Source organism: Mesorhizobium sp. CA12, assembly GCF_020165255.1.
In the GTDB taxonomy this organism is placed as follows: Bacteria; Pseudomonadota; Alphaproteobacteria; order Rhizobiales; family Rhizobiaceae; genus Mesorhizobium.
Genome location: NZ_JAIUHT010000001.1, coordinates 460,590 through 485,527, shown reverse-complemented (window position 1 = coordinate 485,527; position 24,938 = coordinate 460,590). Strand labels below are relative to the sequence as shown.

Here is a 24,938-nt window from a genome sequence, read left to right as displayed (position 1 = left end):
TCAGAACCTGAAATTCGACATCTTGAACATGATGGCGTTGCCGAGCAGCAGCCAGATGATGGAGCCGCCCATCATGTACCAGGTCTTCGGCACGTCCCAGACATCCTGATAGAACTGCGGCATCAGCACCATGATGGCGGTGAACAGAAGCACTGGCACCGCGGTCAGGATGTAAGCCGACATGCGCCCTTCCGTCGAAATGGCGCGCACCTTGCGGCGCAGCTTGCCGCGGTCGCGGATCGTCGCCGACAGGCCATCGAGGATCTCGCGCAGATTGCCGCCCGAACTGCTCTGGATCGAGACCGCCGTGACGAACAGCGGCAAGTCCTCATGCCCCACCCGGTCGAAAAGATTGTTCAACGCCGAGACCAGGTCGGAGCCGTAGGTCACCTCGTCGGCCACGACGCCGAACTCGGTGCCGATCGGATCGGCCATCTCGCGCGACACCATGGCAATCGCCACCGGCACCGGATGGCCTGCCTTCAGCCCGCGCGTGATCAATTCAAGCGCCTCAGGCAGTTGCATCCCGAAACGCTTGTGCCGGCGCTTGCGCATCCAGCGCAATGCCATGACCGGCAACACCGGCAACAGCAAGAGAAGCAGGATAAGGCCGAACAGGAGCGGCAAGCCCTTCCAGATCGCCACGAGCGCCAGGGCGAGAGCGATCCCCGATGTGATCGTCAGGAATTTCGGCAGCGGCGTGCTTATGCCGGACTGCGTGCGCAGGGCGCGGAAGCGGTCGAGGGAAAAGATGGAGGTGCCGCCGTCGATCCCGCGTTCCTTGCGCAGTTGGATCAGCACCTGCTCCTGGCTGATCTTGTTCTCCGCGAGCTTCATGCGGCGGTTGATGGCCGTGCGCTTGTCGCTGCGCCCGGCATAGAGCAGATAAAGGCCCTCGGCGATCATGATGCCGGTGAGCGCCGCCGCGGCGTAGACGACGTAGACCGGGCTGAATCCCTCGAACACCGGCCTAGTCCTGCGGCCGGCCGGGTTCGAAATACTTGCCCGGGAATTCGATGCCCATGTTGCGCAGGTCCTCGAGGAAGCGCGGGCGGATGCCGGTCGCCTCGAAGTGGCCGAGGATCTTTCCGTCCGCCTCCATGCCGGTGCGCACGAAGCGGAATATCTCCTGCATCTGGATGACGTCGCCTTCCATGCCGGTCACTTCGGCGACGCTGGTCACCTTGCGCTTGCCGTCGGAAAGGCGCGTCAGCTGGACGATGATGTCGATGGCGCTGGAAATCTGGCTGCGGATCGACTGCACGGTCATCGGCATGCCGGTCATCCCGAGCATCTGTTCCAGACGCGAGATGGCATCGCGCGGCGTGTTGGCATGGATGGTGGCCATCGACCCTTCATGGCCGGTGTTCATCGCCTGCAGCATGTCGAAGGCTTCCTCGCCGCGACATTCGCCGAGGATGACGCGGTCGGGGCGCATGCGCAGCGCGTTCTTGACCAGGTCGCGCTGCTTCAATTCGCCCTGGCCCTCGATGTTGGCCGGACGCGTCTCCATGCGCGCGACATGCGGCTGCTGCAATTGCAGCTCGGCCGCGTCCTCGATGGTGATCAGGCGCTCGTCTTCCGGAATGAAGGCCGACAAAGCGTTGAGCATCGTCGTCTTGCCCGTGCCGGTGCCGCCGGAGATGATCGTGGTCTTGCGGGCATGCACCGCCGCCGCCAGCACCTCGGCCATGTTCTGGGTAATGGCGCCGAATTCGACGAGCTTGTGCAGGCCGAGCTTGTTCTTGGAGAACTTGCGGATCGACACCAGCGGGCCGTCGACGCCGACGGGGCGGATCGCCGCGTTGAAGCGCGAGCCGTCGAGCATTCGGGCGTCGACCATGGGCTGCGATTCATCGACGCGGCGGCCGACCGCCGCGACGATTTTATTAATGATTCTAAGCAGATGCGCCTCATCCTTGAACGGGATGTGGACCTGCTGCAGCTTGCCGCGCTTTTCGACGAAGCAGTTCTGGTGGCCATTGATCAGGATATCGTTGATCTCGGGATCCTTGAGCAGCGGCTCCAGCGGGCCGAGGCCGACCATCTCGTCGACGATGTCATCGACCAGTGCGTCGAGCTCGGCATTGTTGATCGCCATCCGCTCCTGGCGCGTCTTTTCCGAGACGAAATCATGCACCTGCCGGCGCATTTCATCCCGGGGCAGCCGCTCCAGCGCCACGAGGTTGATCTCCTCGAGCAGCATGCGATGGATGCGCACGCGTGCGTCCAGCACCTTGTTGGCGCTCTTTGCGGGGGCGGCCTCAGGCCTGGGCGGCGCCGGTTTGCGGGTCGTCGGGATGATCACTGCATTGTGCGTGACCGGCGCGGGTTCGGGCGCCCGCTGCGGGCGGACGTCGCGGCTCTGCAGGTTGGAGAAGCGGCTGGTCATCCTGCCTTCCTCTTCAGCAAGCCCTTGCCCAGGCCGAACAGCGACCTCGACTTGGCCATCGTCTGGACGGCCTCCTCGGGCAGGATGATCTTCTTCAGGTCGTTGACGACATTGGCGTTGGGGTCGATTGCGTGCAGCGGTACGCCGCGGTCGACCGCCTCGCGCACCAGCCGGTAATTGTTGGAGATGCCGCCGACGAAATGCTCGCCGAGTATCTCCTGAACGTCGGCCTGCTTGATGCCGTTGTCGAACATCTTCTGCTCGAAGCGGTTGACGATGACGTTGGGCTTCACTTCCTTGCCGGCGGTCTCATACACGGCCTGGATGAGACGCTGCGTATGGCGCAGGCAGGGCACCGTCATCTCGGCGACGATATAGAGCTTGTTGGAACCCAGCAGCACCGTCTCGGTCCAGGGGAACCAGGTGCGCGGCATGTCGATGACGACATTGTCGAAATAGGCCGCCACGAGGTCGAGCATGCGCACCACGACATCGGTCTTGAACGAGCGCATGTCCGAGGGTCGCGTCGGCGCGGCAAGCACGCACAGCCCGCTCGCATGCTTGGACAGCATCACGTCGAGCAGTTGCCGGTCGAGGCGCTCCGGCTGGTTCTCGATTTCGGTGATGTCGAACCGCGGTTCGAGATCGAGATATTCGGCGCAGGCGCCTTGCTGGAAATTGAGGTCGACGACGCAGGTCGAGGCGCCCCGCATCACCGAATGATGCAGCTGGAAGGCCGTCTGCAAGGCGAGCGTGGTGGTGCCGACGCCGCCGGCTGCCGGCATGAACGTATAGATATGCGATTCGGTATTCTCTTCTCGCCCCGGTCCTTGCAGCGCACGGATGACGGAACGCACGAGGTCGGCCGTGGTGATCGGCTTGACCAGGAAATCGGCGACCTTGAGCTGCACCAGGATGCGTACCGCCGCCGCGTTGAATTCCTGGGTGACGACGACCACCGGAACGCTGCCTTCCAGCCGCCGCATGACACGCTGCAGCGACTCGATTTCCTCGAGCTTGGCTGCATCCATGTCGACGATGACCGTGCCGAAGTCCGCCTCGAGGATCTCGCCGCGCAGTTCGTTGACGCTCTTTTCCAGAGTCAGAAGCTCGATGACCTCGGAGGCCGCAAAAGCCGTCCGCGTGTCCTGCAAGAACGTCCTGTCCGTCGAAACGAGCAGGATCTTCTTGGTCTTGCTACCAGATGCCATCCTCGCCAGCCCATCAATTCGATGTTGTTGATGATGTCGTCGGTGACGACACGGAGCTGGCCTTCGCACCGACGCCAGCGCTCTCGGAACCCTGACGCTGGGCCGGCACCAGAAGCCTTGTGTTTTGCACGCCATACTTCCAGGGATCGACCATCTGCATGGCAGTGTTGGATGCCTGCGCGTTGCCGGCCGCCAAGGTCACCCCTTCGGCGCGTACATAGTCGTCGCTGGTGCAACCGCCGGCGAAACCGGCGAGCAGCAAAGCGATGCAAACGGGGATGCGCATGCCTTAATCCTTTGGCAGATCGAGGAAGTGGCCGGACGTGGCGGCAGCCACCGGGCGGGCGGCGCTGCCGTCAGCCAGCGCCACCGGACGCTTTGACGCCGAGGCGTTCACTTCTTCGGTGTTGTTCAGGAAATAGTCGGCGGGACTTGCCGGCTGGGTGCCGTCGGTCGGCTCGACCATCTTCTTCGAGGGATCGACCGGCTTGACCAGGTAGGGCGTGACGATGATCACCAGATCGGTCTCGCGCCGCTGATAGGACTTCGAGGAAAACAGCGGGCCGAGCACCGGCAGCTTGCCGATCCCCGGCACCCGCGATGTCGTGATGTCGTTCTGCGACTGCAGGAGGCCGGCGATCATGAAGCTCTGGCCGTTCTTGAGGTCGACCGATGTCCTGGCGCGGCGCACGATGAAGGCCGGAATGGAAATGCCGCTGCTGACCTGGATGGAAGCGGACGGGTCGATCGAGGACACTTCCGGCGCGATGTCGAGGCTGACCAGCCCGTCCTTCAGCACCGTCGGCGTGAAATCGAGGCCGACGCCGTACTTTTTGTAGGTGACGCTGATCTTGCCATTGTCTTCGGAAACCGGGATTGGGAACTCGCCGCCGGCAAGGAAGCTCGCCGTCTGGCCCGAACGCGCGATCAGGTTCGGCTCCGCCAGCCGCCGCGCCAGACCGCGTTCCTCCAGCGCCTTGATGGCGATGTCGATGGAAACGCCGTTCGACAGCAGGCTGCCGATGATCTCGCCTGTTCCGGCAGCCGTCAGGTCTCCTCCATCCGGGTTCAGCACGACTTTGCGGTTGCCGATGCCATAGGCGAAATTGGCTGCGTATTTGGCGCCGAGGTCCTGGCCGGCCTGGCGGTTGATCTCGACGAAGCGGACATTGAGCTGAACCTGCTGCGAGGACGAGATGTTGACCGAGTTGATGACTTCCTCATTGCCGGAAAAGCGTGACGCGATCTTGCTGGCTTTGTCGGCGGCGACAGCATCATCGGCTTCGCCCGACAGCACGACGCGCCCGTTCGCCGAGCCAACCTTGATCTTGGCGTCGGGCACGCTGGCGCGGATGGTGCTGGCAAGCTGATCGGTGTCCAGCGTCACCTCGATGTCGATGGTGCCGACAAGCTGCTTGTTCTGGTCGAACAGGGCAATGCCGGTGGTACCCAGGTTGTTGCCCAGCACATAGAAGGATTTGTCGGTCAGCGGGTTGACGTTGGCGATCTCCGGGTCGCCGATGACGATCTGGTAGAAGGCGGCGCTCGTCATGATCGTCTTCGGCTTGCCCTTGGCGACCTTGATCGAGGCGTTCTTGTTCGCCGAGACATAGACGACGTCATTGCCCGCCCTTGCCGGCGCGGCGACGGCAAGCACTGTCGCCGCCAGCGCAATCACGCCGAGAAGAAGCCATCCCCCGGTCGTCCGAAATGCATCAAACCCGAACATCTTGCCCCGTCCCCGCCGGTCCCCACCGGCTATTGCTGCAGTTCCTGCGGCGGTTGCCGCGAAGGAACCTTGTATTCCTCGACCTTGTCGCCGCGCGTCACGATCACCGTCTTGAATTTCGGCTCGTCCTGGTCCTTCGTCACCGCATTGACGAGCGAGGCGGCGCTCGCCTGCGCATTTGCGGCAACCGAGCCGCCGAAGGACGAGATGGTCGTCAGCCCGCTTTCGCTGGCGCTGGCGTCGGCGGCCGACCGCAGCGACAACGACAGCGTGCCGACGGTGCGGGCAAGCGCCACCTTCTGCGCCCCGTCGTTGGTCACCTCGATGGTCACCGAATTGGCGACTTGCGGCTCGGTCTTGCGTTCATCGGCGCCCTGTCCGACCGAGAGCACCTTGGCATCGGAGACAACGATCTCGGACGTAACGGTCGAGCCGGCAGCCCCTTGAGCATTCTTGGACACTTCCTGGATGTCCCCAGCATCGCGCGTCAGCACGACGTCGACGCGGTCTCCCGGCGTGATGAAGCCGCCGACGCCGGCGATCTCGTCGGTGCGGATGGTGACGGCCCGCATTCCCGCCGACAGCATGTTGGAAAGCGTGGCGCGGCCGTTCGGTCCCGACAGCTTGGTGAGCAGCACCGGTTCGTTGACCTCGATCGGCGACAGCACGACCCGGCTGCCGTCCGCAAGCAGCTTGTCGATCGTCGGGAAAGCGCCCTGCGGCAGCGAATCCTGCGGCCACGGAATCTCGGCGAGTTGCGGCCGTCCAAGCTCCATGCCGTAGCGCAGCGGCGCGTGCGCCACCACGATGGTCTTGAACTCGACCTTGGGCTGCTGCGGCGCCACGACGACCTTGACCTCGGCCTGAGCCTTCGCCTGGCTCTTGACCCAGAAATCCGCCGCAAAGATCGAGATCGCGCCGAAAACGGCGGCGATGCCGATCATGGTTATGGCCTTGCCCCTCACAATGGAACCCCTGACGCCCGTGGTCTTTTGTTAGTTGGGTCTCACGCTAGGCGTTAATGTTAAAGAATCAGGAATCCCGCGACCCGCCGATCGCCCTATTTCGGCCGGCTTGGTTATCGAATGGTTTTGAAATAAGAGACAGTTTGAATCCCTGAACGGAACAGGAACTCGTTCGCCCGCCAAAAGCGTGGCAGTATCGAGGAATGATTCGCATTACCGGACGCTAGGCCCAGCATGGACGACAGCAACGACCTCTTCGGCAAGATGGAAAAGCCGGCACAGCCGGTGCGCGCGCCCTCACGGCCCGCCGATCCGCTGGTGCAGGCAGCGAAGCGTACGACCGCCACCCGCGACGGCAGCGAGGGCTACAGCGCCGCCGATATCGAGGTGCTGGAAGGGCTCGAGCCGGTGCGGCGCCGTCCGGGCATGTATATCGGCGGCACCGACGACAAGGCCATGCATCACCTGTTCGCCGAGGTCATCGACAATTCGATGGACGAAGCGGTGGCCGGCCACGCCACCTTCATCGACGTCGAGCTTTCTGCCGACGGCTTCCTGACCGTCACCGACAACGGCCGCGGCATCCCGGTCGATCCGCATCCGAAATTCAAGAAGCCAGCGCTCGAAGTCATCATGACCACGCTGCATTCGGGCGGCAAGTTCGACTCCAAGGTTTACGAGACCTCCGGCGGCTTGCACGGCGTCGGCGTCTCGGTCGTCAATGCGCTGTCCGACCACCTCGAGGTCGAGGTCGCGCGGGGTCGTCAGCTTTACCGCCAAAGATTCTCCCGCGGCGTCCCGGTCAGTGGATTGGAGCATCTCGGCGAGGTCCACAACCGCCGCGGCACGAAGACCCGTTTCCATCCCGACGAGCAGATTTTCGGCAAGGGCGCCGCCTTCGAACCGGCGCGCCTTTACCGCATGACGCGCTCGAAGGCCTATCTGTTCGGCGGCGTCGAGATCCGCTGGACCTGCGATCCGTCGCTGATCAAGGACAAGGATCAGACGCCGGCAAAGGCCGAGTTCCATTTCCCCGGCGGCCTCAAGGACTATCTCAAGGCGACGCTGGGCGACGAATTCCAGGTCACGCGCGAGGTTTTCGCCGGGAAGAGCGACAAGCAGGGCGGCCACGGTTCGCTCGAATGGGCTGTGACCTGGTTCGGCGGCGACGGTTTCCTCAACTCCTATTGCAACACCATTCCGACCCCGGAAGGCGGCACGCATGAGGCCGGCTTCCGCAACGTGCTGACGCGCGGGTTGCGCGCTTACGCCGACCTCATCGGCAACAAGCGCGCTTCGATCATCACCACCGATGACGTGATGATCTCGGCCGCCGGCATGCTGTCGGTGTTCATCCGCGAGCCGGAATTCGTCGGCCAGACCAAAGACAGGCTGGCGACGATCGAGGCAATGCGCATCGTCGAAAACGCCCTTCGCGACCCGTTCGACCACTGGCTGGCAGACAATCCGCAGGAAGCCTCCAAGCTTCTGGACTGGGTCATCGCGCGCGCCGACGAACGCGTGCGGCGCCGCCAGGAAAAGGAAGTCTCCCGCAAGAGCGCGGTGCGCAAGCTGCGCCTTCCGGGCAAGCTTGCCGACTGCACGCAGAACGCCGCCGCGGGCGCCGAGATCTTCATCGTCGAGGGCGACTCGGCCGGCGGCTCGGCCAAGCAGGCGCGCGACCGCGCCAGCCAGGCAGTGCTGCCGCTGCGCGGCAAGATTCTCAATGTCGCCTCCGCCGGCAACGACAAGCTTGCCGCCAACCAGCAGATTTCCGATCTCATCCAGGCGCTCGGCTGCGGCACGCGTTCCAAATATCGCGACGAGGATCTGCGCTACGACCGCGTGATCATCATGACCGACGCCGACGTCGACGGCGCGCACATCGCTTCGTTGCTGATCACCTTCTTCTATCAGGAGATGCCGAACCTGATCCGCGGCGGCCACCTCTACATGGCCGTGCCGCCGCTCTATTCGATCCGGCAAGGCGGCAAGGTCGGCTACGCCCGCGACGACGCGCACAAGGACGAACTGCTGCGCACCGAGTTCACCGGGCGCGGCAAGGTCGAGATCGGCCGCTTCAAGGGCCTGGGCGAGATGATGGCCTCGCAGCTCAAGGAGACCACGATGGATCCGAGGAAGCGCACGCTTTTGAGGGTCGACGTGATCGACGCCGAGCAGGCCACCAAGGATGCCGTCGACGCGCTGATGGGCACCAAGCCCGAGGCGCGCTTCCGCTTCATCCAGGAGCGCGCCGAATTCGCAGAGGCGGACGTGCTGGATATCTGATCGCCTGCCGGTCCATAACAGGCTCCGGCACGGAGAACCGGTGTGACCTGGACGCGGTTTAAAGAGCTTGTCGAGAGGCCCTTAAGCGGTCTGACGCAGCCGACCCGTTCGGACTGGATTTTTGCCCTGCGCACGGTTTCGGCCGGACTGGTCGCGCTGCTTGCCGCCTATGCGCTGAAGCTCGATCATCCGCAATGGGCGATGATGACGGTGTTCATCGTCGCGCAGCCGGTCGCCGGCATGGTGCTGGCAAAGGGCTTCTACCGGCTGCTCGGCACGCTGGCCGGCGGTCTCGCCGCAGTCGGCATCACTTCACTGTTCGGCGCCGACCCGTGGCTGCTTGTCACCGTGCTGGCGCTCTGGATCGGCGTCTGCACGCTGGTCTCGTCGCTGTTGCGCAATCCGGAAGCCTATGGCGCCGCGCTTGCCGGCTACACGGCGATGATCATCAGCCTGCCGGCCCTCGGACAACCGCATATTGTCGTCGACCTCGCCGTCGCGCGTTGCGCGGAGATCGTGCTCGGCATCGTCTGCGCCGGCGTCACCAGCCGGTTGATCCTGCCAAAGCTCGCGGCCGACGCTATCATTTCCAGGTTGAAGCGCAGCATCCTCGACCTTGCCGAATATGCCGGCGGCGCCTTTTCCGGCGGCGACCCGGCGAGCCTCGCCGCGCTCCAGCGCAAGCTGATCGCCGATGCCCAGACGCTCGCCGAGATGCGCACCTATGCGCGGCTGGAAGCGCCGAGCTTCGCCACCCGCGCCCATCCGGTGCGGCGCACGATCGGTCAGCTTCTGTGGGCGCTTTCGGCGGCGCGCGCATTGCACAGCCACCGCAGGCCGAAGAACGCAGCGCTCATTCCCATGCGCAGCGAATTGAAAGCCTTCGTCGGTGAACTGGCGGCGACGCCCGGCGCGCTCGATGACACAGGGCCATGGGTGGCAAGGCTCGACGCTATCGCGAGCAAGGCCAGGGAGATGCCCGAACTGCCCAACGATACCGGCTCCAACGATAACGGCGAAGACAAGGTCGGCACCATCACCCGACTGACCATCGCCGGCGATTTCGCCGAGGCGCTGAAACAGGTGATACGCGGGCTGGAGGCGCTTCGCTCGCCTGTCTCCAGCAAATCGAGCGAGCGGGGCCAGCCGGCGCTGGTTGTCCACCGCGACTACCAGGCCGCATGGCGCAATGCCGTGCGCGCAGCGCTGGCGACGTTGCTCGTGGCGATTTTTTGGCTGACGACCAGATGGTCGGAAGCCGCCGGCACCGTCATCCTGGTCGCCGTCGTCTCCAGCTTGTTCGCATCGCGCCCGGATCCCGTGCAGTCCGCCTGGGGTTTTTTCACCGGCACGCTGATCGCGCTGCCTTTTGCCTTCCTTGTCGGCCAGGTCGCGCTGCCGGCGCTGCCGGGCTTCGGCTGGTTCACCCTCTTCGTCGTGCCGATCCTGGTGCCCGCAGCGCTCGGCATGGCCAATCCGCGCCATGTCGGCGTCGCCACCGCCTTCGCCATCAACTTCCTCGCCTTCCTCAGCCCGCATCAGCAGATGATCTACGACCCCGGGCCGTTCTTCGCCGGCTCGGCCTCGATCCTGGTCGGCATCCTGATTGCCATCGGCGTCTTCATTGTCGTGCTGCCCGCCGATCCCTGGGTCACCGTGGAGCGCATCTCGCAGGCGATGCGCGAGGACCTGGCCCGGCTTTGCCTGCATGAGCGCATTCCCCGCCGTTCGGCCTTCGAAAGCCTCGCCTATGACCGGATCAATCAGTTGATGCCGCAGGTCCAGCGGACGGGCCGCAAGGGCGATCCCATTCTCGGCGGAAGCATCGCGGCCGTCACCGTCGGACTGGAAGTGCTGCGGCTGCGCCACGCGCAACTGAACTCCGCCGTTCCGCATGAAACAGTCGAGTCCATCGGCAATTTCCTGCGCGCCCTGGCGCGCGAATTGCTGTTTCGGCAACCGGGCGAGCCGCAGACCGCGACCATCGCGGTGGCGAGGCAATACGCCGCCAGCATCGCCCAACGCAGCGATCGGCTCGAAATACTGCAGATCGCCGCCTCGCTGCGCATCATTGCCGCGGCGATGGAAGATTACCCGGATTTCTTTGCGAAGGGTCGCGCTTAACCGCCTCGGGACGTGTCTGGTTTGGGCCTTCCCGAGAATGGGTCCTTGCTGGACTGGTCGACACCTTTTAGGGTGGACACATGGCGCTCAAGCGGATGGACAACATCGGAATCGTCGTTGAAGACCTCGACGCGACGGTTGATTTCTTTCGTGAGCTTGGCCTTGAACTCGAAGGGCGTGCCACGATCGAAGGAGAATGGGCCGGGCGTGTCACCGGGCTCGGCGATCAGCACGTCGAGATCGCCATGATGCGCACGCCCGACGGCCACAGCCGACTCGAGCTGTCCCGCTTCATCAAGCCGCCCGTCATCGCGGATCACCGCAATGCCCCGGTGAACGCATTGGGTTACCTCCGCGTCATGTTCGCCGTGGACGACATCGACGACACGATTGAGAGGCTCCGCAAGCGCGGCGCCGAGCTCGTCGGCGAAGTCGTCCGGTATAAGGACGCGTATCGGCTTTGCTATATCCGTGGGCCTGAAGGGCTTCTCATAGGACTCGCCCAGGAACTCAGCTGAGGCCTGATATGTGTCCCTAGGCCGCGGCGATGGCCAGCGCATGTCCGCGCGCGTTTTCGCGCAGCGCGTCGAGATGGATCGACTTCACCAGCCCTGCGAGATCGCCCTCGGCCGCTTGGCCGCCGAGTTCCTTCAGCATCAGCCAGCTCACTTCCTGCACGCCGGCGACACGCCGGCCATTGGCGACCTCGCGCCAGACTTTCAGCGCCCTCAGGATGATGCCATGCGTGGCCGGCGCAAGCCCGGCGCTGCGGAACAGCGCCTGCAGCGCAACGTCGTGCCCGCCGGCGAGAAGTGCCGTCACCCGTTGCTCGGATTGTCGGGCTAAGGCCACCAGCGTCGAGCCGAAGAAGTCCACCTTGCCATGCGCGATGGTGCGGATGATGAAACCGGCGGTGAGGTCGCCGCGCAGCCGCAAATGCTCGATCAGCGCCGCATGCTCCTCCATGCGCGTTCCCTCGATCAGCGTCACCGAGGCTTTCACGCAGGCATCACGCAGGACGCGATCGGCGCGCGCCGCCCCCATCATCGCCAGCACCAGCGGCGAACCTTTCAAGGTCTCGCCGAGCTTGACCAGCAACATGTGCCGGCAGTCGGCCGGCAGGCGCCGATCGGCAATCAGCGCCTCGCGCACCAGCGGCAGGTGGCCGTGCCGCTCGGCCATGCGGCGGAAGCTCAGCGAAGCGATCTCGGCGCCGCTGTTGCCGATCAGCGCGGCGCACGCTTCCGGTTCGCCGATCTCGGCGATCGCCGCCGCCAGCGACATCGAGACGACCGGACGGTTGGCGATCAGCTTCTGCGTCACCTTCTGGCCGCAGGCGACGCGCTCGACCAGATCGGCATCGGTAAGCAGCGGCGAACGCGCGAGCACCAGCGCCGCCACTTCCGGCTGGTCGGCGGCCAAGGCGCTGATCACCTGCGGCGGCGCGTGATGGCTCATCGACAGCGCCTCGGCAAGCGCCAGGCGCACCTTGGACGAAGCGTCGTCCAGAAGCAGAGTCAGCGCCGCCTCGGCGGCACAGCGATCCTCGAACGGCAGATCGGAGTTGATATAGGCGCGCGCCAGCGCGCTCGCGGCGGCGGCACGCTCGGAAACCCTTGCCGTATCAATCCATTTTAGAAAATGCGAAACAACCATACCGACCAGCTGCGCCCTTGCCGGAAAGGTCCCGGCCCCGTTGTGAACGGTAGGCTGCAAATGGTTTACGAACGGTTCACCATGTTTCTTAACCGGCTTGATGGGGGCGCAGCCAACGCCTATCAAGCAAGGACATCGGAGGAAATCGAACCATGGCCGGGCTTTATCTGGAAGAGTTTGTCGTCGGCCATGTCTTCCGCCACACGCTGCGCAAGACTGTGACCGAGAGCGACAACATGCTGTTTTCGGTAATGACGTTGAACCCGCAGCCGTTGCACATCGATTTCGACTTCGCGGCGAAAACCGAGTGGGGCAGGCCGTTGGTGAATTCGCTGTTCACGCTCGGCCTGATGATCGGCATCTCGGTGAACGACATCACCGTCGGCACCACGGTCGCCAATCTCGGCATGAAGGAAACGGTGTTCCCGCACCCCGTCTTCCACGGCGACACCATCCGGGTCGAGACGACGGTTGTCTCCGTGCGCGACTCCAAATCGAAACCCGATCGCGGCATCGTCGAGTTCGAGCACCGCGCCTACAATCAGAACGACATTCTTGTCGCCAAATGCACCAGGCAGGCGATGATGCTGAGGAAGGCGGCCTGATGCGCTCGCTGCTGTTCGTGCCCGGCGATTCCGAGCGCAAGCTGGAAAAGGGATTCGAGGCTGGCGCCGACGCGGTTATCGTCGATCTCGAGGATTCCGTTGCCGCCGCCAGCAAGGCGGCGGCGCGCGCGACCGCGGCCGGGTTCATCTCGAGCCAAAGAGACCGGACGGGTTCGGCAATCTATGTGCGAGTCAACGATCTTTCCACCGGCCTGGCAGACGACGATCTTGCGGCGCTCGTCGTGGCGAAGCCCGACGGCATCATGCTGCCGAAGTCGAACAGCGGGCAAGACGTCCAGCAGATGGCGGCAAAGCTGCGCGTGCACGAGGCCGAGAACGGGCTTCCGGACGGCGCCATAAGAATCCTGCCGATCATCACCGAGACCGCGGCGGGCGTGCTGGCGGCGGCGAGCTATGCCGGCGCAAGCGCGCGGCTTGCCGGCCTGACCTGGGGCGCGGAGGATTTGTCCGCGGCCATCGGCGCGCGCGCGACCCGCGACGAGAGCGGCCGCTACACCGACGTGTTTCGTCTGGCGCGGACCATGACCATTCTGGCGGCCGGCGCGGCCGAAGTCGCCGCCATCGACACCGTCTTTCCCGATTTCCGCGATATGGCCGCCCTTGGGAAGGAATGCCGCGAGGCCGAGCGCGACGGCTTCACCGGCAAGATGGCGATCCATCCGGCGCAGGTGCCGGTCATCAATGCCGCCTTCACGCCGTCCGCCGAAGCGGTCGCGCGATCGCGGGCGATCGTCGATGCCTTCGCGGCGGCGGGAAATCCGGGCGTCGTCGGCATCGACGGCAAGATGTACGACAGGCCGCATTTGCGTCTGGCCGAGCATTTATTGGCTCGCGCCCGAGCGGCGGGCAGCCTTGCCTGAGGTTACCAGACCATCGGGATCAGCTTGTAGCGCACGCGCGCGGCATAAACGTCATAGCCCTGCAGGCCGGTTCGCAACGTCTTTTCCTCGATGAAGGTGCGGATGCCGAGCAGGACGATGAAGACAAGCACCGACGCCAGTCCCCACCAGGAACCAAGCAGCAGCGCCGTGCCGGCGAAATAAAGTATGGCGCCTGCATACATCGGATGGCGGACATAACTGTATGGGCCGGTCGTGATCACCTTCTGCCCGCGCTCGTCCTGGATCTTTACGACAGGCGCCGCGAAGCTGTTTTCCAGCATCGTCAGATAGCAGACCCATATCCCGACAAGCAGGACCAGCGCACCTATCACCTGCACCCACACGGGAGCTGCCGACCAGCCGAAACGGTAGTCGAGCCCCATCAGGACCAGCCAGGCGAAGATGCCGAGCAGCAATATGCTCAGCAATATCTTGTCGGCGGCCGTCTGGGTCTTCTGGATCGGCGGGCGGAGACGCTCATTCATCAGGCCTGGATCGCGGCGGGCGAGCGCGACGCCCATGGTCAGGCTCAGCCCGACCATCACGACTATGTACACCCAAGCTCCGGTCCAGTGCAGCGTGCCGGCCGACAGAAACAGCAGCACGCCCATGATGCCGACCCATACGAATGTCTGGAAAACCAATCTCGAGATCATGACCAACTTTCCGTGACGTCCCCCACCACTATTGGCCGCCCGCTGCCGCCGTTCCTCCGAAAACCCGCAAAAGCACCTAACCGGCCCAGGGACCGGCGTAATCGCCATAGAGCTTTGCCGGATCGGGCCGCGGCCGCTCCGGCGCCGGTCCCTGATAGGAGCCGATATGGACGAAGCCGATGACACGCTCCTGCGGCGACAGCCCGAGGATCGCCCTGCCCTCCGGAACGTCGGAATACCAGTTGCTGATCATGTTGGTGCCATAGCCCAGCGCGTTCGCCGCGATCATCAGGTTCATCGCCGCCATGCCGCCCGACAGGAGCATCTCCCATTGCGGGATCTTCGGGTTCTCCTTCGGCACCGACACGACGCCGATCACCAGCGGCGCGCGCGAGAAGCGTGCCAGTTCCTGGTTGCGCCGGCCTTCCGGCAGCGGTCCCTCGCGCTGTTCGGCAAGCGCCGCCAGCTTCTTGCCGATCTCGATGCGCGCCTCGCCGCGATAAAGGATGAACCGCCATGGCTCGAGCCGGCCGTGGTCGGGAACGCGCGAGGCGGCTGCGATCATCGTCGCGATCTCGGCATCGCTCGGCGCCGGCTCCTTGAGGTCGGGTATCGGCGCAGAATTGCGGGTGAGCAGAAAGTCGATGATCGGCGACGCCATGGGCGCAAGTCTCCTGAAGGCATTCGATTTTGAGCTGAAGCACGCCATCGGGAGGTCGGGCGGCTCGGGCGGTGGCGTTTTGCGCCTGATAAGAAGCCGCCGCGCCGGGCGGCGCGCTTCTAGGCCTTGAAATTGCCACCGCCTTGGGCTTCAACGCAAGGCATGTTTGAGGGGATCTTGCGCCTTTTCGTGATCGCACTCGTCGCTGCGTTGTTCGCGGTGCCGGTTTCCTTCGCGCTGGCCCAGGACGCCAACGACATCGGCGACATCAAGCTTCCAGGCATTTCGAGCTACGCAACGCCGAAGGCCGGGACGCCGCTGGCGCTTGGCAACGGCGGCGCCATCACGCTGTCGGCGCAGTTGACCGACAAGGGCGCCGACATCACCCGCGGCATCGTCTGGCGGGTTTTCAGGCCGCAGCCCGCCAGTGATGGCAAACTGCCGATGGTAGCATCCGCCCATGGCGGCACAGCCGTGTTCCAGCTCGACCCCGGCAGCTATCTTGTCCATGCCTCCTACGGACGCGCCGGCGCCACCAAACGCATCACGGTCGGCAAGGAGGCAAAGCGCGAAAGCCTTGTGCTCGACGCCGGCGGCCTGAAGCTCGACGCGGTGACGTCGGGCGGCGCGCCCATCCCGCCGAAGAAATTGCGCTTCTCGATCTATGAAGGCCAGGCCGCGGCCAATGGCGACCGGGCGCTGATCGCCCCCGACGTCGCGCCGAACACCGTTGTGCGGCTGAACGCCGGCACCTACCATGTCGTCTCCACCTATGGCGCGGTCAACGCCGTGATCCGCTCCGACATCCGCGTCGAGGCCGGCAAGCTGACGGAGGCGACCGTCGAGCACCGCGCTGCCGAGATGACAATGAAGCTGGTGCGCGAGCCCGGCGGCGAGGCCATCGCCGACACGTCCTGGTCGCTGCTCAACGAGAGCGGCGATCCGATCAAGGAAGCGGTCGGCGCCTTCGCCTCGATGGTGCTGGCCGAAGGCCAATACACCATCATCGCCAAGAACCGCGACCGTATCTACCAGAAGGATTTCACGGTCGTTGCCGGCCAGAACCAGGAAATCGAGGTCGTGGCCAACGAATCCTCAGCCATCGACCCCGAGGAAGGCGCGGACTGATCGGGCTGATCAGGCTGCCTTGCGCATCCGCTTCGGCAGGAACGGCACGCGGCCACGCTGCGCGGAAGGCGTGGCCAGATCGAAGACCGCGCGATACAGGCGATCGAGCAGCGCCTTGCGGTCGCGCAGCGGCTCGAGGTCGCTCCATCTCAGCACGTCGCCGATGCGCACCTCAATCGCCTTGCCGGACAGTCGCGCGAATTCGCGGATAAGCAAGGAGGTGCGCAGCGTCAGCGACGCCTTGCCGATGAATTTCGCCACGCGGTTGTCGCGCTCGGCCATATTCATCGGGCCGCTGACGAGATGGAATAGGCGGCCGTTCTGGCCGGAGAAATGCATCGGGATGACCGAGGCCTTGGCGTCCTGGACGAGCTTGGCCGGGAACATCTTCCACGGCAGGTCGATGGCGCGGCCGAAACCCTTCGGCGCCGTGGCGACGCCGCCGGCCGGGAACACGACGATGGTGACGCCTTCCTTCAACAGCCGCACCGCTTCATGGCGCACCGCCATGTTGTTCTTCAACGCTTCCTTGGTCTCGGAAAAATCGATCGGCAGCGAATAGGGCTCCATCTCGCGGATCCTGAGCAGATCCTTGTGGATCATGACCCGGAACGGCCGGCCGAGCTGCTCGGCCAGCGACAGCACCGCAATGCCGTCGCCGATGCCGAAGGGATGGTTTGCGACGATGACCAGCGGCGTGTCCGGCAGCGCTGGCGGCGGCCATTGCACAGCGTTGCGGACCTTGACGTCGATCAATTCCAGCATGCGGCTGAATACGCGGTCGCCTGTCGGCACAACCTGGCGACGCCAGAAATCGTAGAGCACGGCGAAGCGGTCGCGCCCCGACAGGCCCTCGACCGAATGGATGAACCAGCGCGTCAGCACCGGTTGATGCGGGTTGGCGTAGGAAAGCTCGGGAAACCGTCTTTCCCGCAGTTTCAACTTGAGCATGGCGGCTCGTTACAAGGCTGGCGTGACAGGCATATGAAAACGGCGGTGGACACGCCACCGCCATTCAAGGAAGCGCTGGTAAGTCAGGCTGCGCGACGCTTGCGGTCGGGCGAGACCGCCTCGTCGGAAAGCTGCTTCACCGCGTCGTCGAGCTTCAGCGATTCCTGGTCGCGGGAGCCAAGCCGGCGGACATTGACGGTTTCCTCTTCCGCCTCGCGCCTGCCGCAGACGAGGATGACCGGCACCTTGGCGAGCGAATGCTCGCGCACCTTGTAGTTGATCTTCTCGTTGCGCAGGTCGGCTTCGGCGAGTAGCCCCGCGGTCTTCAGCCGCTCGACCACATTCAAGGCGTACTCGTCCGCATCCGAGGTGATCGTCGCCACCACCACCTGCAGCGGTGCGAACCACAGCGGGAAATGGCCGGAATAGTTCTCGATCAGGATGCCGAGGAAGCGCTCCATCGAGCCGCAGACGGCGCGATGGACCATCACCGGCTGCTTCTTCTCCGAATCCGAGCCGATATAGAAGGCGCCGAAGCGCTCCGGCAGGTTGAAGTCGACCTGCGTGGTGCCGCATTGCCATTCGCGGCCGATGGCGTCCTTCAGCACATATTCGAACTTCGGCCCGTAGAACGCGCCCTCGCCCGGATTGATCGAGGTCTTGATGCGGTTGCCGGAGCGCGTGCGGATCGTCTCCAGCACGTTGCTCATGATCGCCTCGGCATGGTCCCAGGCCTCGCCGGTGCCGACGCGCTTGTCCGGCCGGGTCGACAGCTTCACGCTGACCTCCTCGAAGCCGAAATCGGCATAGGTCGACAGGATCAAATCGTTGATGCGCAGGCATTCGGCCGCGAGCTGCTCCTCGGTGCAGAAGATATGCGCATCGTCCTGCGTGAAGCCGCGCACGCGCATCAGCCCGTGCAGCGCGCCCGACGGCTCGTAGCGATGCACATTGCCGAACTCCGCAAGCTTTACGGGCAGTTCGCGGTATGACTTCAACCCGTGCTTGAAGATCTGCACATGGCCCGGACAGTTCATCGGCTTCAGCGCGAAGACGCGGTCATCGTCGGTGTCGTCGCCGGCGACCGTGACCTTGAACATCGCATCGCGATACCAGCCCCAGTGTCCCGACGTCTCCCACAGGCTCTTGTCCAGCACCTGCGGCGCGTTGACTTCCTGATAGCCGTGCTCGTCGAGGCGGCGGCGCATGTAGTTGATCAGGTTCTGCACCATCTTCCAGCCTTTGGCGTGCCAGAAGACGACGCCCGGACCCTCTTCCTGGAAATGGAACAGGTCCATCTCGCGGCCGAGCTTGCGGTGGTCGCGCTTCTCGGCCTCTTCCAGCAGGGTCTGGTAGGCATCGAGCTGCGCCTGGTCGGCAAAGGCTGTGCCGTAGATGCGCGTCAGCATCGGATTGTTCGAGTCGCCGCGCCAATAGGCGCCCGCCACCTTCATGAGCTTGAAGGCATTGCCGATCTGCCCGGTCGAAGCCATGTGCGGACCGCGGCACAGGTCGAACCAGTCGCCCTGAGCGTAGATCTTGAGGTCCTGGTCCTCTGGAATCGCGTCGATCAGTTCGAGCTTGTAGCGCTCGCCCTTCTCGGCGAAGACCTTCTTCGCCTTCTCGCGCGACCACACTTCCTTGGTGAACGGCTTGTTGCGCTGGATGATCTCGCGCATCTTCTTTTCGATCACCGGAAAATCGTCCGGCGTGAACGGCTCGTTCCTGGCAAAGTCGTAATAGAACCCGTTCTCGATGACCGGACCGATCGTCACCTGCGTTCCCGGCCACAGCTCCTGCACGGCCTCTGCCAGCACATGCGCGGCATCATGGCGGATGAGCTCCAGCGCGCGCGGATCCTCGCGGGTGATGATCTCGACCTTGCCGGACGTGCCGAGCGGATCGGAAAGATCGCGAACGATGCCGTCGAGGCTATAGGCCACAGCCTTCTTGGCCAGCGACTTGGAGATCGATTCGGCAAGACCGGCGCCGGTCACCGCCGCGTCGTACTCGCGGACCGAACCATCGGGAAAGGTCAGGGAAACGGAATTCGGCATCAGGATTCTCCTATCCAGTCCCGCAAACGAGCGCGGGTGGTGAAATGCATGTCGCAGGATGCGTGCGGCTTGCAGAGGGTTAGCCGGAGGCGTCCGGCGCGGCAGTCTTTTATGAGGAGTTTCCGCCGCCGTAAAGCCGCCAGCCATCTATTTGATAGGCTGTTCTATTTGATGAGGTCGGGCAAATCCTTCAGGAACGCCGCCCGCGTCGCGAGACCCTTCGGCTCTCCGGTACGCTTGGCATCGACGACCAATTTTGCAAAGACGATGCGACGGCCGTCCTTCTCGGCCCAGCCGACGAACCAGCCGAGCGAGCGCTTGCCGTCCTGGCCGAGCCTGGTGCTTCCCGTCTTGCCTTGCACCGTCCAGTCCCCTGCCGCGAAGGTCGGCAGGATCGCTCTGGTCATCTCATGCGCCTTCGCCGACACTGGCATCTTGCCGGCGAGCAGCTGGCGCAGAAACGCCGTCTGCTCGACCGGCGATATTTCAAGCGAGGAATTGATCCAGGATTGCGTCAGCCCGTTGTCCTTGCCGGCATCGCCCGAGACGTCCTTGTTGCCATAGCCGAATTTCGCCACATAACCGGCGAACTTCTCGGCGCCGAGACGCCGCGTGATCTCGCGCGAATACCAGACGATGGAATCGCGCTCCCAGATCGTCGGATCGACGGTCTTTTGGTCGCGCTTCGCCGCCTTGAACTCCGGCTTGTACTCCCAGTTCGGCGTATGCTCGTCGCTCAGGATGCCGGCATCGTAGCCGATCAGCGCCAGGGGCACCTTGAAGGTAGACGCCGGGCTGACGCGCTGCTCGCAGACGCCGTCCTGGTAAAGTGTTGCGCCGCTTTGCTGGTCCTGGATCAGCGTGCAGTGGATGTCGCCGAGCGGCGCCGATTGCGCCCGCACCGGCAAGCCCAGCATCCAGGCCAGCAGGAAAAGGACGATGGCGAAAATGAAAGGATAGCGGTCCATCTGGCGCATGGCGAAGTCACTCCGGAATGAGATTACAGGAGCGGCTTAGCGAGGCGACTTGTCTCGATTTTGTCTCAAATTCGCAGTGTTCGTGCAGCTTCGCGTTAACCCTACCGGACCGTTAAAATCCGCATCGCGCGGGACGGCGAAGCGATCAGATTTCGGGCTCGCTGTGCCTTTTGCCGATCCGCCAATAGCGCCAGGGCATGAACCAGACATAGCGCTGGGCAAGCACCTCCGGCACGCTGTCGATGCCATGCGTCCCAAACGGCCCGCAGCGCAGCACCCGGAACAGTCCCATCCAGCCGCCCGCCCACAGGCCATGGCGGGCAATCGCCTCATGCGCATATTCGGAGCAGGTCGGCAGATGCCGGCAGCTGTTGCCGACAAAGCCGGACAGCGTCAGCTGGTAGAGGCGCACGAGCGAGGTCCCCAGGATGCGCCCGGGCGTCTTGCGCCAAGGCCCCGGCCAGTTGCGCCCGCGCTGCATTGGCCGGCCATCATGCGTATGTCCGGGATGGTCGCCCACCCGCATCTCCGCGGTTGTTTTGCTACGCGATAGATGTGTCCTTCCGACCTCGAACGCAACGCCCTTTCTCCTCATGGCCTGCGGCGACGGACAGGATGCCGGTCGGCCACTGGCGCATGGCGCGTGGAACTGCCGGACCTTTCCTCGCACCAGCCGGGGTGCCGGCTCGTGTCGCGCCACTGAAACGTCGCGATCAGCATGACGTCGCTCAGAATGGCCAGGAACTGATTCATGGCAGTGCTCCTTTGAGCACCGATTAGACTGCCACTGGCCTTCCCTCTCAAACGAGTATAATTTCCGCTTCGGATAACCTGAGGTTATGCAATTGAAGCGAGGGCGGCTGCCGCTGACGGCTCTCAGGAGTTTCGAATCTGCCGGCCGGCATTTGAGCTTCAGCCGTGCGGCCGAGGAGCTTTACGTCTCGCAGGCCGCGATCAGCCGGCAGATACGCGAGCTCGAGACCTTTTTGGGCAGACCGCTGTTTCTGCGCCTCCATCGCCGCGTCGAGCTGACGGATGCGGGACATCTGCTACTCGACCGATTGGTCAGAAGCTTCGACGACATCGATCGCGTGCTTTCGGAGCTTACGGCCTCGCCCGCGCAGGCGATTGTCCGCGTCAGCGTCGAACCGTCGCTTGCCGCCGTATGGCTGGTGCCGCGGCTCAATCGCTTCCGCCAATTGCGGCCCGATATCGATGTGTCGCTAGAGGTCGATCCGCGCCTGATCGAGTTCCGCAGCGATCAGCCCGAGCTCGCCTTGCGTTTCAGCGCCCACGCCACGTCATGGCCGCGTGCCGAGGCCGAGCGCCTGGCCTCGACTGTCGATTCACCGGTCCTGTCGCCGGCGCTGCTCGCCTCCGGCCCTCCGCTGGAAAGGCCGATCGACCTTCGCCATTACACGCTGCTGCATGAGGAAAACCGCCAGGGTTGGGCGCGCTGGTTCCAGGCCGCCGGTGTGCCCGCCGACGCAGTGCCCGCGCGTGGCCCGATGCTGGCCGACATCTCGCTGTCGAAACAGGCCGCGCTGCTCGGACATGGCGTGGCGCTCGGCGATCTCTTGCAGATCGGCGAGGACCTTGCGTCAGGCACTTTGATCAAGCCGTTCGATATCGATGTGGCTTCCGGCGCCTACTGGCTGGTGGCCAGGAGCCTGCGGAATCTGCCGGAACCCGCCAAGGCATTTGCCGACTGGATACGAAGCGAATTCGCCGTGACCAGGGAAGCGGCCTGACCGCTGCGCTCAAGCCGCCTGTTCGGCGCGCTTCTTCTCGATCTGGCCGATCGCGTCGACCACCGCGTCGAAGGTCAGCATGGTCGAGGCATGGCGCGCCTTGTAGTCGCGCACCGGCTCCAGATATTTGAGGTCGGCGAAACGGCCTTCCGGCGGCGCGCCGTTCTCCTTCAGCATCTTCAGCATGGTTTCGCGCACGGCGCGCAATTCGTCGGCGCTGGCGCCGACCACATGCTGGGCCATGATCGAGGACGAGGCCTGGCCGAGCGCGCAGGCCTTCACGTCATGGGCGAAATCGGTCACCACGTCGCCGTCCATTTTGAGGTCGACGGTGACGGTCGAGCCGCACAATTTGGAATGCGCCCTGGCCGTCGCGTCGGCATCGTCGAGCCGGCCGATCCGCCCTATATTCCCGGCGAAACCGAGAATTTTCGCATTGTAGACGTCGTCGATCATATTTTTCCAATCCGTCGGCGCCAAGCGAACAGGCTTTGCCGCTCTCGCGTCTTCCTTTCGCGCCGCTCGAACCATATATAATGGTCGCAGTCGGGCATCGACAAGGCGACGAAAAAGCCGTTGTCCCTGCTCATCTGTTCACGCCGCTTGCGGGATGGAAATGGGCGATTTTCACCCAAAAGGTCGTGGTCCGTTCAACTCGTTCCACCTTTGAGTGGGACTACGGGAGACGCCTTTATGGATGCCGTCATCAAGAAAATCATGCCCCCGTCCGAATATTTGGAAAAGCCCGTCACCGACCGGCCGAGCGAAGCCGAGGTCGAGGCCGCCGTGCGCACGCTTTTGCGTTGGACCGGCGACAATCCGGACCGCGAAGGCCTGATCGACACGCCCAAGCGCGTCACCAAAGCCTTCCGCGAAATGTTCAACGGCTATGACATGTGCCCGGCCGACGAGCTTGGCCGCACCTTCGAGGAAGTCGCCGGCTATGACGATCTCGTCATCGTCAGGAACATAAAATTCCATTCGCATTGCGAGCATCACATGGTGCCGATTATCGGCAAGGCGCATGTCGGCTATCTGCCTGACGGCAAGGTCGTCGGCCTGTCGAAGATTGCGCGCGTCGTCGACATCTTCGCGCACCGCCTGCAGACGCAGGAGGCCATGACCGCGCAGATCGCAGGCGTCATCCAGGACGTGCTCAACCCGCGCGGCGTCGCCGTCATGCTCGAGGCCGAGCATATGTGCATGGCCATGCGCGGCATCCGCAAGCAGGATTCGACCACGTTGACCTCCACCTTCACCGGCGTCTTCAAGGACACGCCGGAGGAGCAGGTCCGCTTCGTCACCATGGTGCGCGCCGGCGGCTGATCGCCGGCCATCGCCGGCCACTAGAAAGAAAGATCTACCGGCGATGTCGGCACTGCAATTCCCCAAAGCCCCATCCGATAAGAAATCGCTGGAGGAAGGCTCCGTCCTTTCTCCGCGCTTCGATGCGGCCGGCCTCGTCACCGTCGTCGTCACCGATGCCGGCGACGGCATGCTGTTGATGGTCGCGCATATGAATGCCGAGGCGCTGGCGCTGACGCTGGAGACCGGCATTGCCCATTACTGGTCGCGCTCGCGCAACGCGCTGTGGAAGAAGGGCGAAACCTCGGGCAATTTCCAGCAGGTCGTCGAGATGCGCACGGATTGTGACCAAGACGCGATATGGTTGCGCGTTAAAGTGTTGGGCCACGACGCAACCTGTCACACCGGACGGCGTTCCTGCTTTTATCGGACGGTGGGGCTGAATGACGGCAAGGCGACGCTTGCCGGCGACGGCAGCAGGCCGCTGTTCGATGCGGACCAAACGTATCGGAAGCCGGTGTGAACCATTCAATATTCACAAACCACTCAGATTCACTATTCTCAAATATCCTTGCGATAGAAGGGATACGGGACAAGGGAGATCATGATGCTCGAATGGGCGTCATTGCGCAGCAGACCTGACGTTCGGGAGGCCAACGGCCCCGCATCGTCCGGCGGCGCGTCTGACCCGACCTCTCAGAAGAAAATCGGCATTTCGCTGGCGCTCGGCGGCGGTTGCGCCAGGGGCTGGGCCCATATCGGTGTGCTGCGCGCGCTCGACGAGGCCGGCATCGAAGTATCGATGATTGCCGGCACCTCGATCGGCGCGCTGGTCGGCGGCTGCTACCTTGCCGGCAAGCTGGACGAGCTGGAGGAGTTTGCCCGAAGCCTGACCAAGCGGCGCATCTTCGGCCTTCTTGATCTCAATCTGCGCGGCAGCGGCCTGTTCGGCGGCATGAAGCTCGATGCGCGGCTGCGCGAGCATCTGGCCGGCGTCCGCTTCGAGAACTTGTCGAAGCCCTTTGTTGCCGTCACTTCGGAAATTCGCACCGGCCATGAGATCTGGCTGTCGAATGGCTCGCTGATCACCGCCATGCGCGCCTCCTACGCGCTGCCGGGCGTTTTCGAGCCGGTGAACTGCAACGGCCGCATTCTGGTCGACGGCGCGCTGGTCAATCCGGTGCCTGTGTCGGTCTGCCGCGCCTATGAGCAGCCGCTCGTGGTCGCCGTCAACCTGCACTACGACCTGTTCGGCCGCGCCGCCGTGATAAAGCACAGCGCCGGCGAACTGGTCGTGGAGAATGACGCGCCGAGACTCGGCCAGCCCGAGCATCAGGCCCATCATACCCGCCTTGGCATCACCGGCGTGATGGTCGAGGCTTTCAACATCATTCAGGACCGGATTTCGCGCGCCAGGCTTGCCGGCGATCCGCCGGACATGTCGCTGCAGCCCAAACTCAGCCATATCGGCCTGACGGAATTCCATCGCGCCGACGAGGCGATCAGCCTCGGCTATCAAGCGACGAAGTCCCAGATCAACGAACTGACCCGGCTGCAGTCCGTCCTGGTCTGATCGCAA

At 63.9% G+C, this 24,938-nt stretch carries 25 protein-coding genes; 10 read left to right on the top strand and 15 right to left on the bottom strand.

Annotation, left to right across the window (positions count from 1 at the left end; translation table 11 throughout):
* Genes LB520_RS29240 through cpaB form a run of 6 tightly spaced genes read right to left on the bottom strand, consistent with a single transcriptional unit; the run spans window position 1 to window position 6,276 of the window.
* Window positions 1–966, bottom strand: coding sequence for a type II secretion system F family protein (locus LB520_RS29240; protein ID WP_095765080.1), 966 nt, complete (start codon window positions 964–966; stop codon window positions 1–3).
* A 4-nt stretch (window positions 967–970) separates the two neighbouring features.
* Entirely contained in the window at window positions 971–2,392 is a 1,422-nt protein-coding gene (locus LB520_RS02290; protein ID WP_140840376.1) for a CpaF family protein, read from the bottom strand.
* The gene (locus tag LB520_RS02285; protein WP_140542187.1) at window positions 2,389–3,603 is read right to left on the bottom strand and encodes a CpaE family protein; all 1,215 of its coding nucleotides are present in this window, start codon (window positions 3,601–3,603) and stop codon (window positions 2,389–2,391) included. Before LB520_RS02285 ends, LB520_RS02290 begins: the two co-directional genes overlap by 4 nt.
* A 13-nt stretch (window positions 3,604–3,616) precedes the next feature.
* Entirely contained in the window at window positions 3,617–3,889 is a 273-nt protein-coding gene (locus tag LB520_RS02280; protein ID WP_224636284.1) for a hypothetical protein, read from the bottom strand.
* 3 nt (window positions 3,890–3,892) lie between these two features.
* Window positions 3,893–5,332: a type II and III secretion system protein family protein gene (locus LB520_RS02275; protein ID WP_224636283.1), complete on the bottom strand. Its 1,440-nt coding sequence runs from the start codon at window positions 5,330–5,332 to the stop codon at window positions 3,893–3,895.
* A 29-nt stretch (window positions 5,333–5,361) separates the two neighbouring features.
* A complete protein-coding gene (gene cpaB / locus LB520_RS02270; RefSeq protein ID WP_224636282.1) occupies window positions 5,362–6,276 on the bottom strand; it encodes a Flp pilus assembly protein CpaB in 915 nt (304 codons plus the stop codon).
* Between the two features lie 255 nt (window positions 6,277–6,531).
* Here cpaB and parE point away from each other — a divergent pair, with 255 nt between their 5' ends.
* From parE to LB520_RS02255, 3 genes are all read left to right on the top strand, one after another.
* Window positions 6,532–8,586: a DNA topoisomerase IV subunit B gene (parE, locus tag LB520_RS02265; RefSeq protein WP_224636281.1), complete on the top strand. Its 2,055-nt coding sequence runs from the start codon at window positions 6,532–6,534 to the stop codon at window positions 8,584–8,586.
* A 42-nt stretch (window positions 8,587–8,628) separates the two neighbouring features.
* Window positions 8,629–10,710, top strand: a complete 2,082-nt coding sequence (locus tag LB520_RS02260) for an FUSC family protein (RefSeq protein WP_224636280.1) — start codon at window positions 8,629–8,631, stop codon at window positions 10,708–10,710.
* An 80-nt stretch (window positions 10,711–10,790) separates the two neighbouring features.
* Entirely contained in the window at window positions 10,791–11,228 is a 438-nt protein-coding gene (locus LB520_RS02255) for a VOC family protein (protein WP_224631831.1), read from the top strand.
* Window positions 11,229–11,244: 16 nt separating this feature from the next.
* Here the strand turns inward: LB520_RS02255 and LB520_RS02250 are convergent, their stop codons facing one another.
* The gene (locus tag LB520_RS02250) at window positions 11,245–12,366 is read right to left on the bottom strand and encodes a DUF2336 domain-containing protein (RefSeq protein WP_224636278.1); all 1,122 of its coding nucleotides are present in this window, start codon (window positions 12,364–12,366) and stop codon (window positions 11,245–11,247) included.
* Between the two features lie 152 nt (window positions 12,367–12,518).
* Between LB520_RS02250 and LB520_RS02245 the strand changes: the two genes are divergently transcribed.
* Together LB520_RS02245 and LB520_RS02240 are read left to right on the top strand one after the other, a co-directional pair.
* Window positions 12,519–12,971, top strand: coding sequence for a MaoC family dehydratase (locus tag LB520_RS02245; protein WP_224636277.1), 453 nt, complete (start codon window positions 12,519–12,521; stop codon window positions 12,969–12,971).
* Window positions 12,971–13,852, top strand: coding sequence for an HpcH/HpaI aldolase/citrate lyase family protein (locus LB520_RS02240; protein WP_224636276.1), 882 nt, complete (start codon window positions 12,971–12,973; stop codon window positions 13,850–13,852). The genes LB520_RS02245 and LB520_RS02240 overlap by 1 nt, the downstream gene beginning before the upstream one ends.
* Before the next feature lie 2 nt (window positions 13,853–13,854).
* Here LB520_RS02240 and LB520_RS02235 read toward each other — a convergent pair whose 3' ends face one another.
* Window positions 13,855–14,529: a methyltransferase family protein gene (locus tag LB520_RS02235; protein ID WP_224636275.1), complete on the bottom strand. Its 675-nt coding sequence runs from the start codon at window positions 14,527–14,529 to the stop codon at window positions 13,855–13,857.
* Between the two features lie 76 nt (window positions 14,530–14,605).
* Window positions 14,606–15,190 carry a nitroreductase gene (locus tag LB520_RS02230; RefSeq protein WP_224636274.1) on the bottom strand — a complete coding sequence of 195 codons (585 nt, stop codon included), beginning with the start codon at window positions 15,188–15,190 and terminating at the stop codon, window positions 14,606–14,608.
* Window positions 15,191–15,352: 162 nt separating this feature from the next.
* Between LB520_RS02230 and LB520_RS02225 the strand changes: the two genes are divergently transcribed.
* Complete coding sequence (locus LB520_RS02225) at window positions 15,353–16,318, top strand: hypothetical protein (RefSeq protein WP_224636273.1); 966 nt, start codon at window positions 15,353–15,355, stop codon at window positions 16,316–16,318.
* A 9-nt stretch (window positions 16,319–16,327) separates the two neighbouring features.
* On the opposite strand, the gene LB520_RS02220 is transcribed toward LB520_RS02225, so the two are convergent.
* From LB520_RS02220 to LB520_RS02200, 5 genes are all read right to left on the bottom strand, one after another.
* Complete coding sequence (locus tag LB520_RS02220) at window positions 16,328–17,269, bottom strand: lysophospholipid acyltransferase family protein (protein ID WP_224543704.1); 942 nt, start codon at window positions 17,267–17,269, stop codon at window positions 16,328–16,330.
* Window positions 17,270–17,352: 83 nt separating this feature from the next.
* Entirely contained in the window at window positions 17,353–19,326 is a 1,974-nt protein-coding gene (gene thrS / locus LB520_RS02215) for a threonine--tRNA ligase (protein ID WP_224636272.1), read from the bottom strand.
* 164 nt (window positions 19,327–19,490) lie between these two features.
* Window positions 19,491–20,303, bottom strand: a complete 813-nt coding sequence (gene blaOXA / locus LB520_RS02210) for a class D beta-lactamase (protein ID WP_224636271.1) — start codon at window positions 20,301–20,303, stop codon at window positions 19,491–19,493.
* Between the two features lie 145 nt (window positions 20,304–20,448).
* Entirely contained in the window at window positions 20,449–20,823 is a 375-nt protein-coding gene (gene yidD, locus LB520_RS02205; RefSeq protein WP_411969850.1) for a membrane protein insertion efficiency factor YidD, read from the bottom strand.
* A gap of 71 nt (window positions 20,824–20,894) precedes the next feature.
* Entirely contained in the window at window positions 20,895–21,056 is a 162-nt protein-coding gene (locus LB520_RS02200; protein ID WP_224636269.1) for a hypothetical protein, read from the bottom strand.
* 92 nt (window positions 21,057–21,148) lie between these two features.
* Between LB520_RS02200 and LB520_RS02195 the strand changes: the two genes are divergently transcribed.
* Entirely contained in the window at window positions 21,149–22,054 is a 906-nt protein-coding gene (locus tag LB520_RS02195; RefSeq protein ID WP_224636533.1) for a LysR substrate-binding domain-containing protein, read from the top strand.
* A gap of 9 nt (window positions 22,055–22,063) precedes the next feature.
* On the opposite strand, the gene LB520_RS02190 is transcribed toward LB520_RS02195, so the two are convergent.
* Window positions 22,064–22,510: an iron-sulfur cluster assembly scaffold protein gene (locus LB520_RS02190; RefSeq protein ID WP_140627330.1), complete on the bottom strand. Its 447-nt coding sequence runs from the start codon at window positions 22,508–22,510 to the stop codon at window positions 22,064–22,066.
* A 237-nt stretch (window positions 22,511–22,747) separates the two neighbouring features.
* Here LB520_RS02190 and folE point away from each other — a divergent pair, with 237 nt between their 5' ends.
* From folE to LB520_RS02175, 3 genes are all read left to right on the top strand, one after another.
* Window positions 22,748–23,380, top strand: coding sequence for a GTP cyclohydrolase I FolE (gene folE, locus LB520_RS02185; RefSeq protein WP_095765060.1), 633 nt, complete (start codon window positions 22,748–22,750; stop codon window positions 23,378–23,380).
* 43 nt (window positions 23,381–23,423) lie between these two features.
* On the top strand, window positions 23,424–23,882 hold the full coding sequence (hisI, locus tag LB520_RS02180) for a phosphoribosyl-AMP cyclohydrolase (protein WP_224631820.1): 459 nt from the start codon (window positions 23,424–23,426) through the stop codon (window positions 23,880–23,882).
* An 84-nt stretch (window positions 23,883–23,966) separates the two neighbouring features.
* Entirely contained in the window at window positions 23,967–24,932 is a 966-nt protein-coding gene (locus tag LB520_RS02175; protein ID WP_140840548.1) for a patatin family protein, read from the top strand.
* Window positions 24,933–24,938: the final 6 nt, after the last annotated feature.

What these genes read in the sequence shown, in the direction of transcription:
- cpaB (WP_224636282.1), bottom strand. Translation starts at nt 6,276, where the DNA reads ATGATCGGCATCGCCGCCGTTTTCGGCGCGATCTCGATCTTTGCGGCG.
- LB520_RS02230 (WP_224636274.1), bottom strand. Translation starts at nt 15,190, where the DNA reads ATGGCGTCGCCGATCATCGACTTTCTGCTCACCCGCAATTCTGCGCCG.
- LB520_RS02225 (WP_224636273.1), top strand. Translation starts at nt 15,353, where the DNA reads ATGTTTGAGGGGATCTTGCGCCTTTTCGTGATCGCACTCGTCGCTGCG.
- blaOXA (WP_224636271.1), bottom strand. Translation starts at nt 20,303, where the DNA reads ATGCGCCAGATGGACCGCTATCCTTTCATTTTCGCCATCGTCCTTTTC.
- thrS (WP_224636272.1), bottom strand. Translation starts at nt 19,326, where the DNA reads ATGCCGAATTCCGTTTCCCTGACCTTTCCCGATGGTTCGGTCCGCGAG.
- LB520_RS02240 (WP_224636276.1), top strand. Translation starts at nt 12,971, where the DNA reads ATGCGCTCGCTGCTGTTCGTGCCCGGCGATTCCGAGCGCAAGCTGGAA.
- hisI (WP_224631820.1), top strand. Translation starts at nt 23,424, where the DNA reads ATGTCGGCACTGCAATTCCCCAAAGCCCCATCCGATAAGAAATCGCTG.
- LB520_RS02290 (WP_140840376.1), bottom strand. Translation starts at nt 2,392, where the DNA reads ATGACCAGCCGCTTCTCCAACCTGCAGAGCCGCGACGTCCGCCCGCAG.
- LB520_RS02220 (WP_224543704.1), bottom strand. Translation starts at nt 17,269, where the DNA reads ATGCTCAAGTTGAAACTGCGGGAAAGACGGTTTCCCGAGCTTTCCTAC.
- LB520_RS02275 (WP_224636283.1), bottom strand. Translation starts at nt 5,332, where the DNA reads ATGTTCGGGTTTGATGCATTTCGGACGACCGGGGGATGGCTTCTTCTC.
- LB520_RS02255 (WP_224631831.1), top strand. Translation starts at nt 10,791, where the DNA reads ATGGCGCTCAAGCGGATGGACAACATCGGAATCGTCGTTGAAGACCTC.
- LB520_RS02235 (WP_224636275.1), bottom strand. Translation starts at nt 14,529, where the DNA reads ATGATCTCGAGATTGGTTTTCCAGACATTCGTATGGGTCGGCATCATG.
- LB520_RS02245 (WP_224636277.1), top strand. Translation starts at nt 12,519, where the DNA reads ATGGCCGGGCTTTATCTGGAAGAGTTTGTCGTCGGCCATGTCTTCCGC.
- LB520_RS02250 (WP_224636278.1), bottom strand. Translation starts at nt 12,366, where the DNA reads ATGGTTGTTTCGCATTTTCTAAAATGGATTGATACGGCAAGGGTTTCC.
- LB520_RS02280 (WP_224636284.1), bottom strand. Translation starts at nt 3,889, where the DNA reads ATGCGCATCCCCGTTTGCATCGCTTTGCTGCTCGCCGGTTTCGCCGGC.
- LB520_RS02285 (WP_140542187.1), bottom strand. Translation starts at nt 3,603, where the DNA reads ATGGCATCTGGTAGCAAGACCAAGAAGATCCTGCTCGTTTCGACGGAC.
- LB520_RS02200 (WP_224636269.1), bottom strand. Translation starts at nt 21,056, where the DNA reads ATGAATCAGTTCCTGGCCATTCTGAGCGACGTCATGCTGATCGCGACG.
- folE (WP_095765060.1), top strand. Translation starts at nt 22,748, where the DNA reads ATGGATGCCGTCATCAAGAAAATCATGCCCCCGTCCGAATATTTGGAA.
- LB520_RS02190 (WP_140627330.1), bottom strand. Translation starts at nt 22,510, where the DNA reads ATGATCGACGACGTCTACAATGCGAAAATTCTCGGTTTCGCCGGGAAT.
- parE (WP_224636281.1), top strand. Translation starts at nt 6,532, where the DNA reads ATGGACGACAGCAACGACCTCTTCGGCAAGATGGAAAAGCCGGCACAG.
- LB520_RS02175 (WP_140840548.1), top strand. Translation starts at nt 23,967, where the DNA reads ATGCTCGAATGGGCGTCATTGCGCAGCAGACCTGACGTTCGGGAGGCC.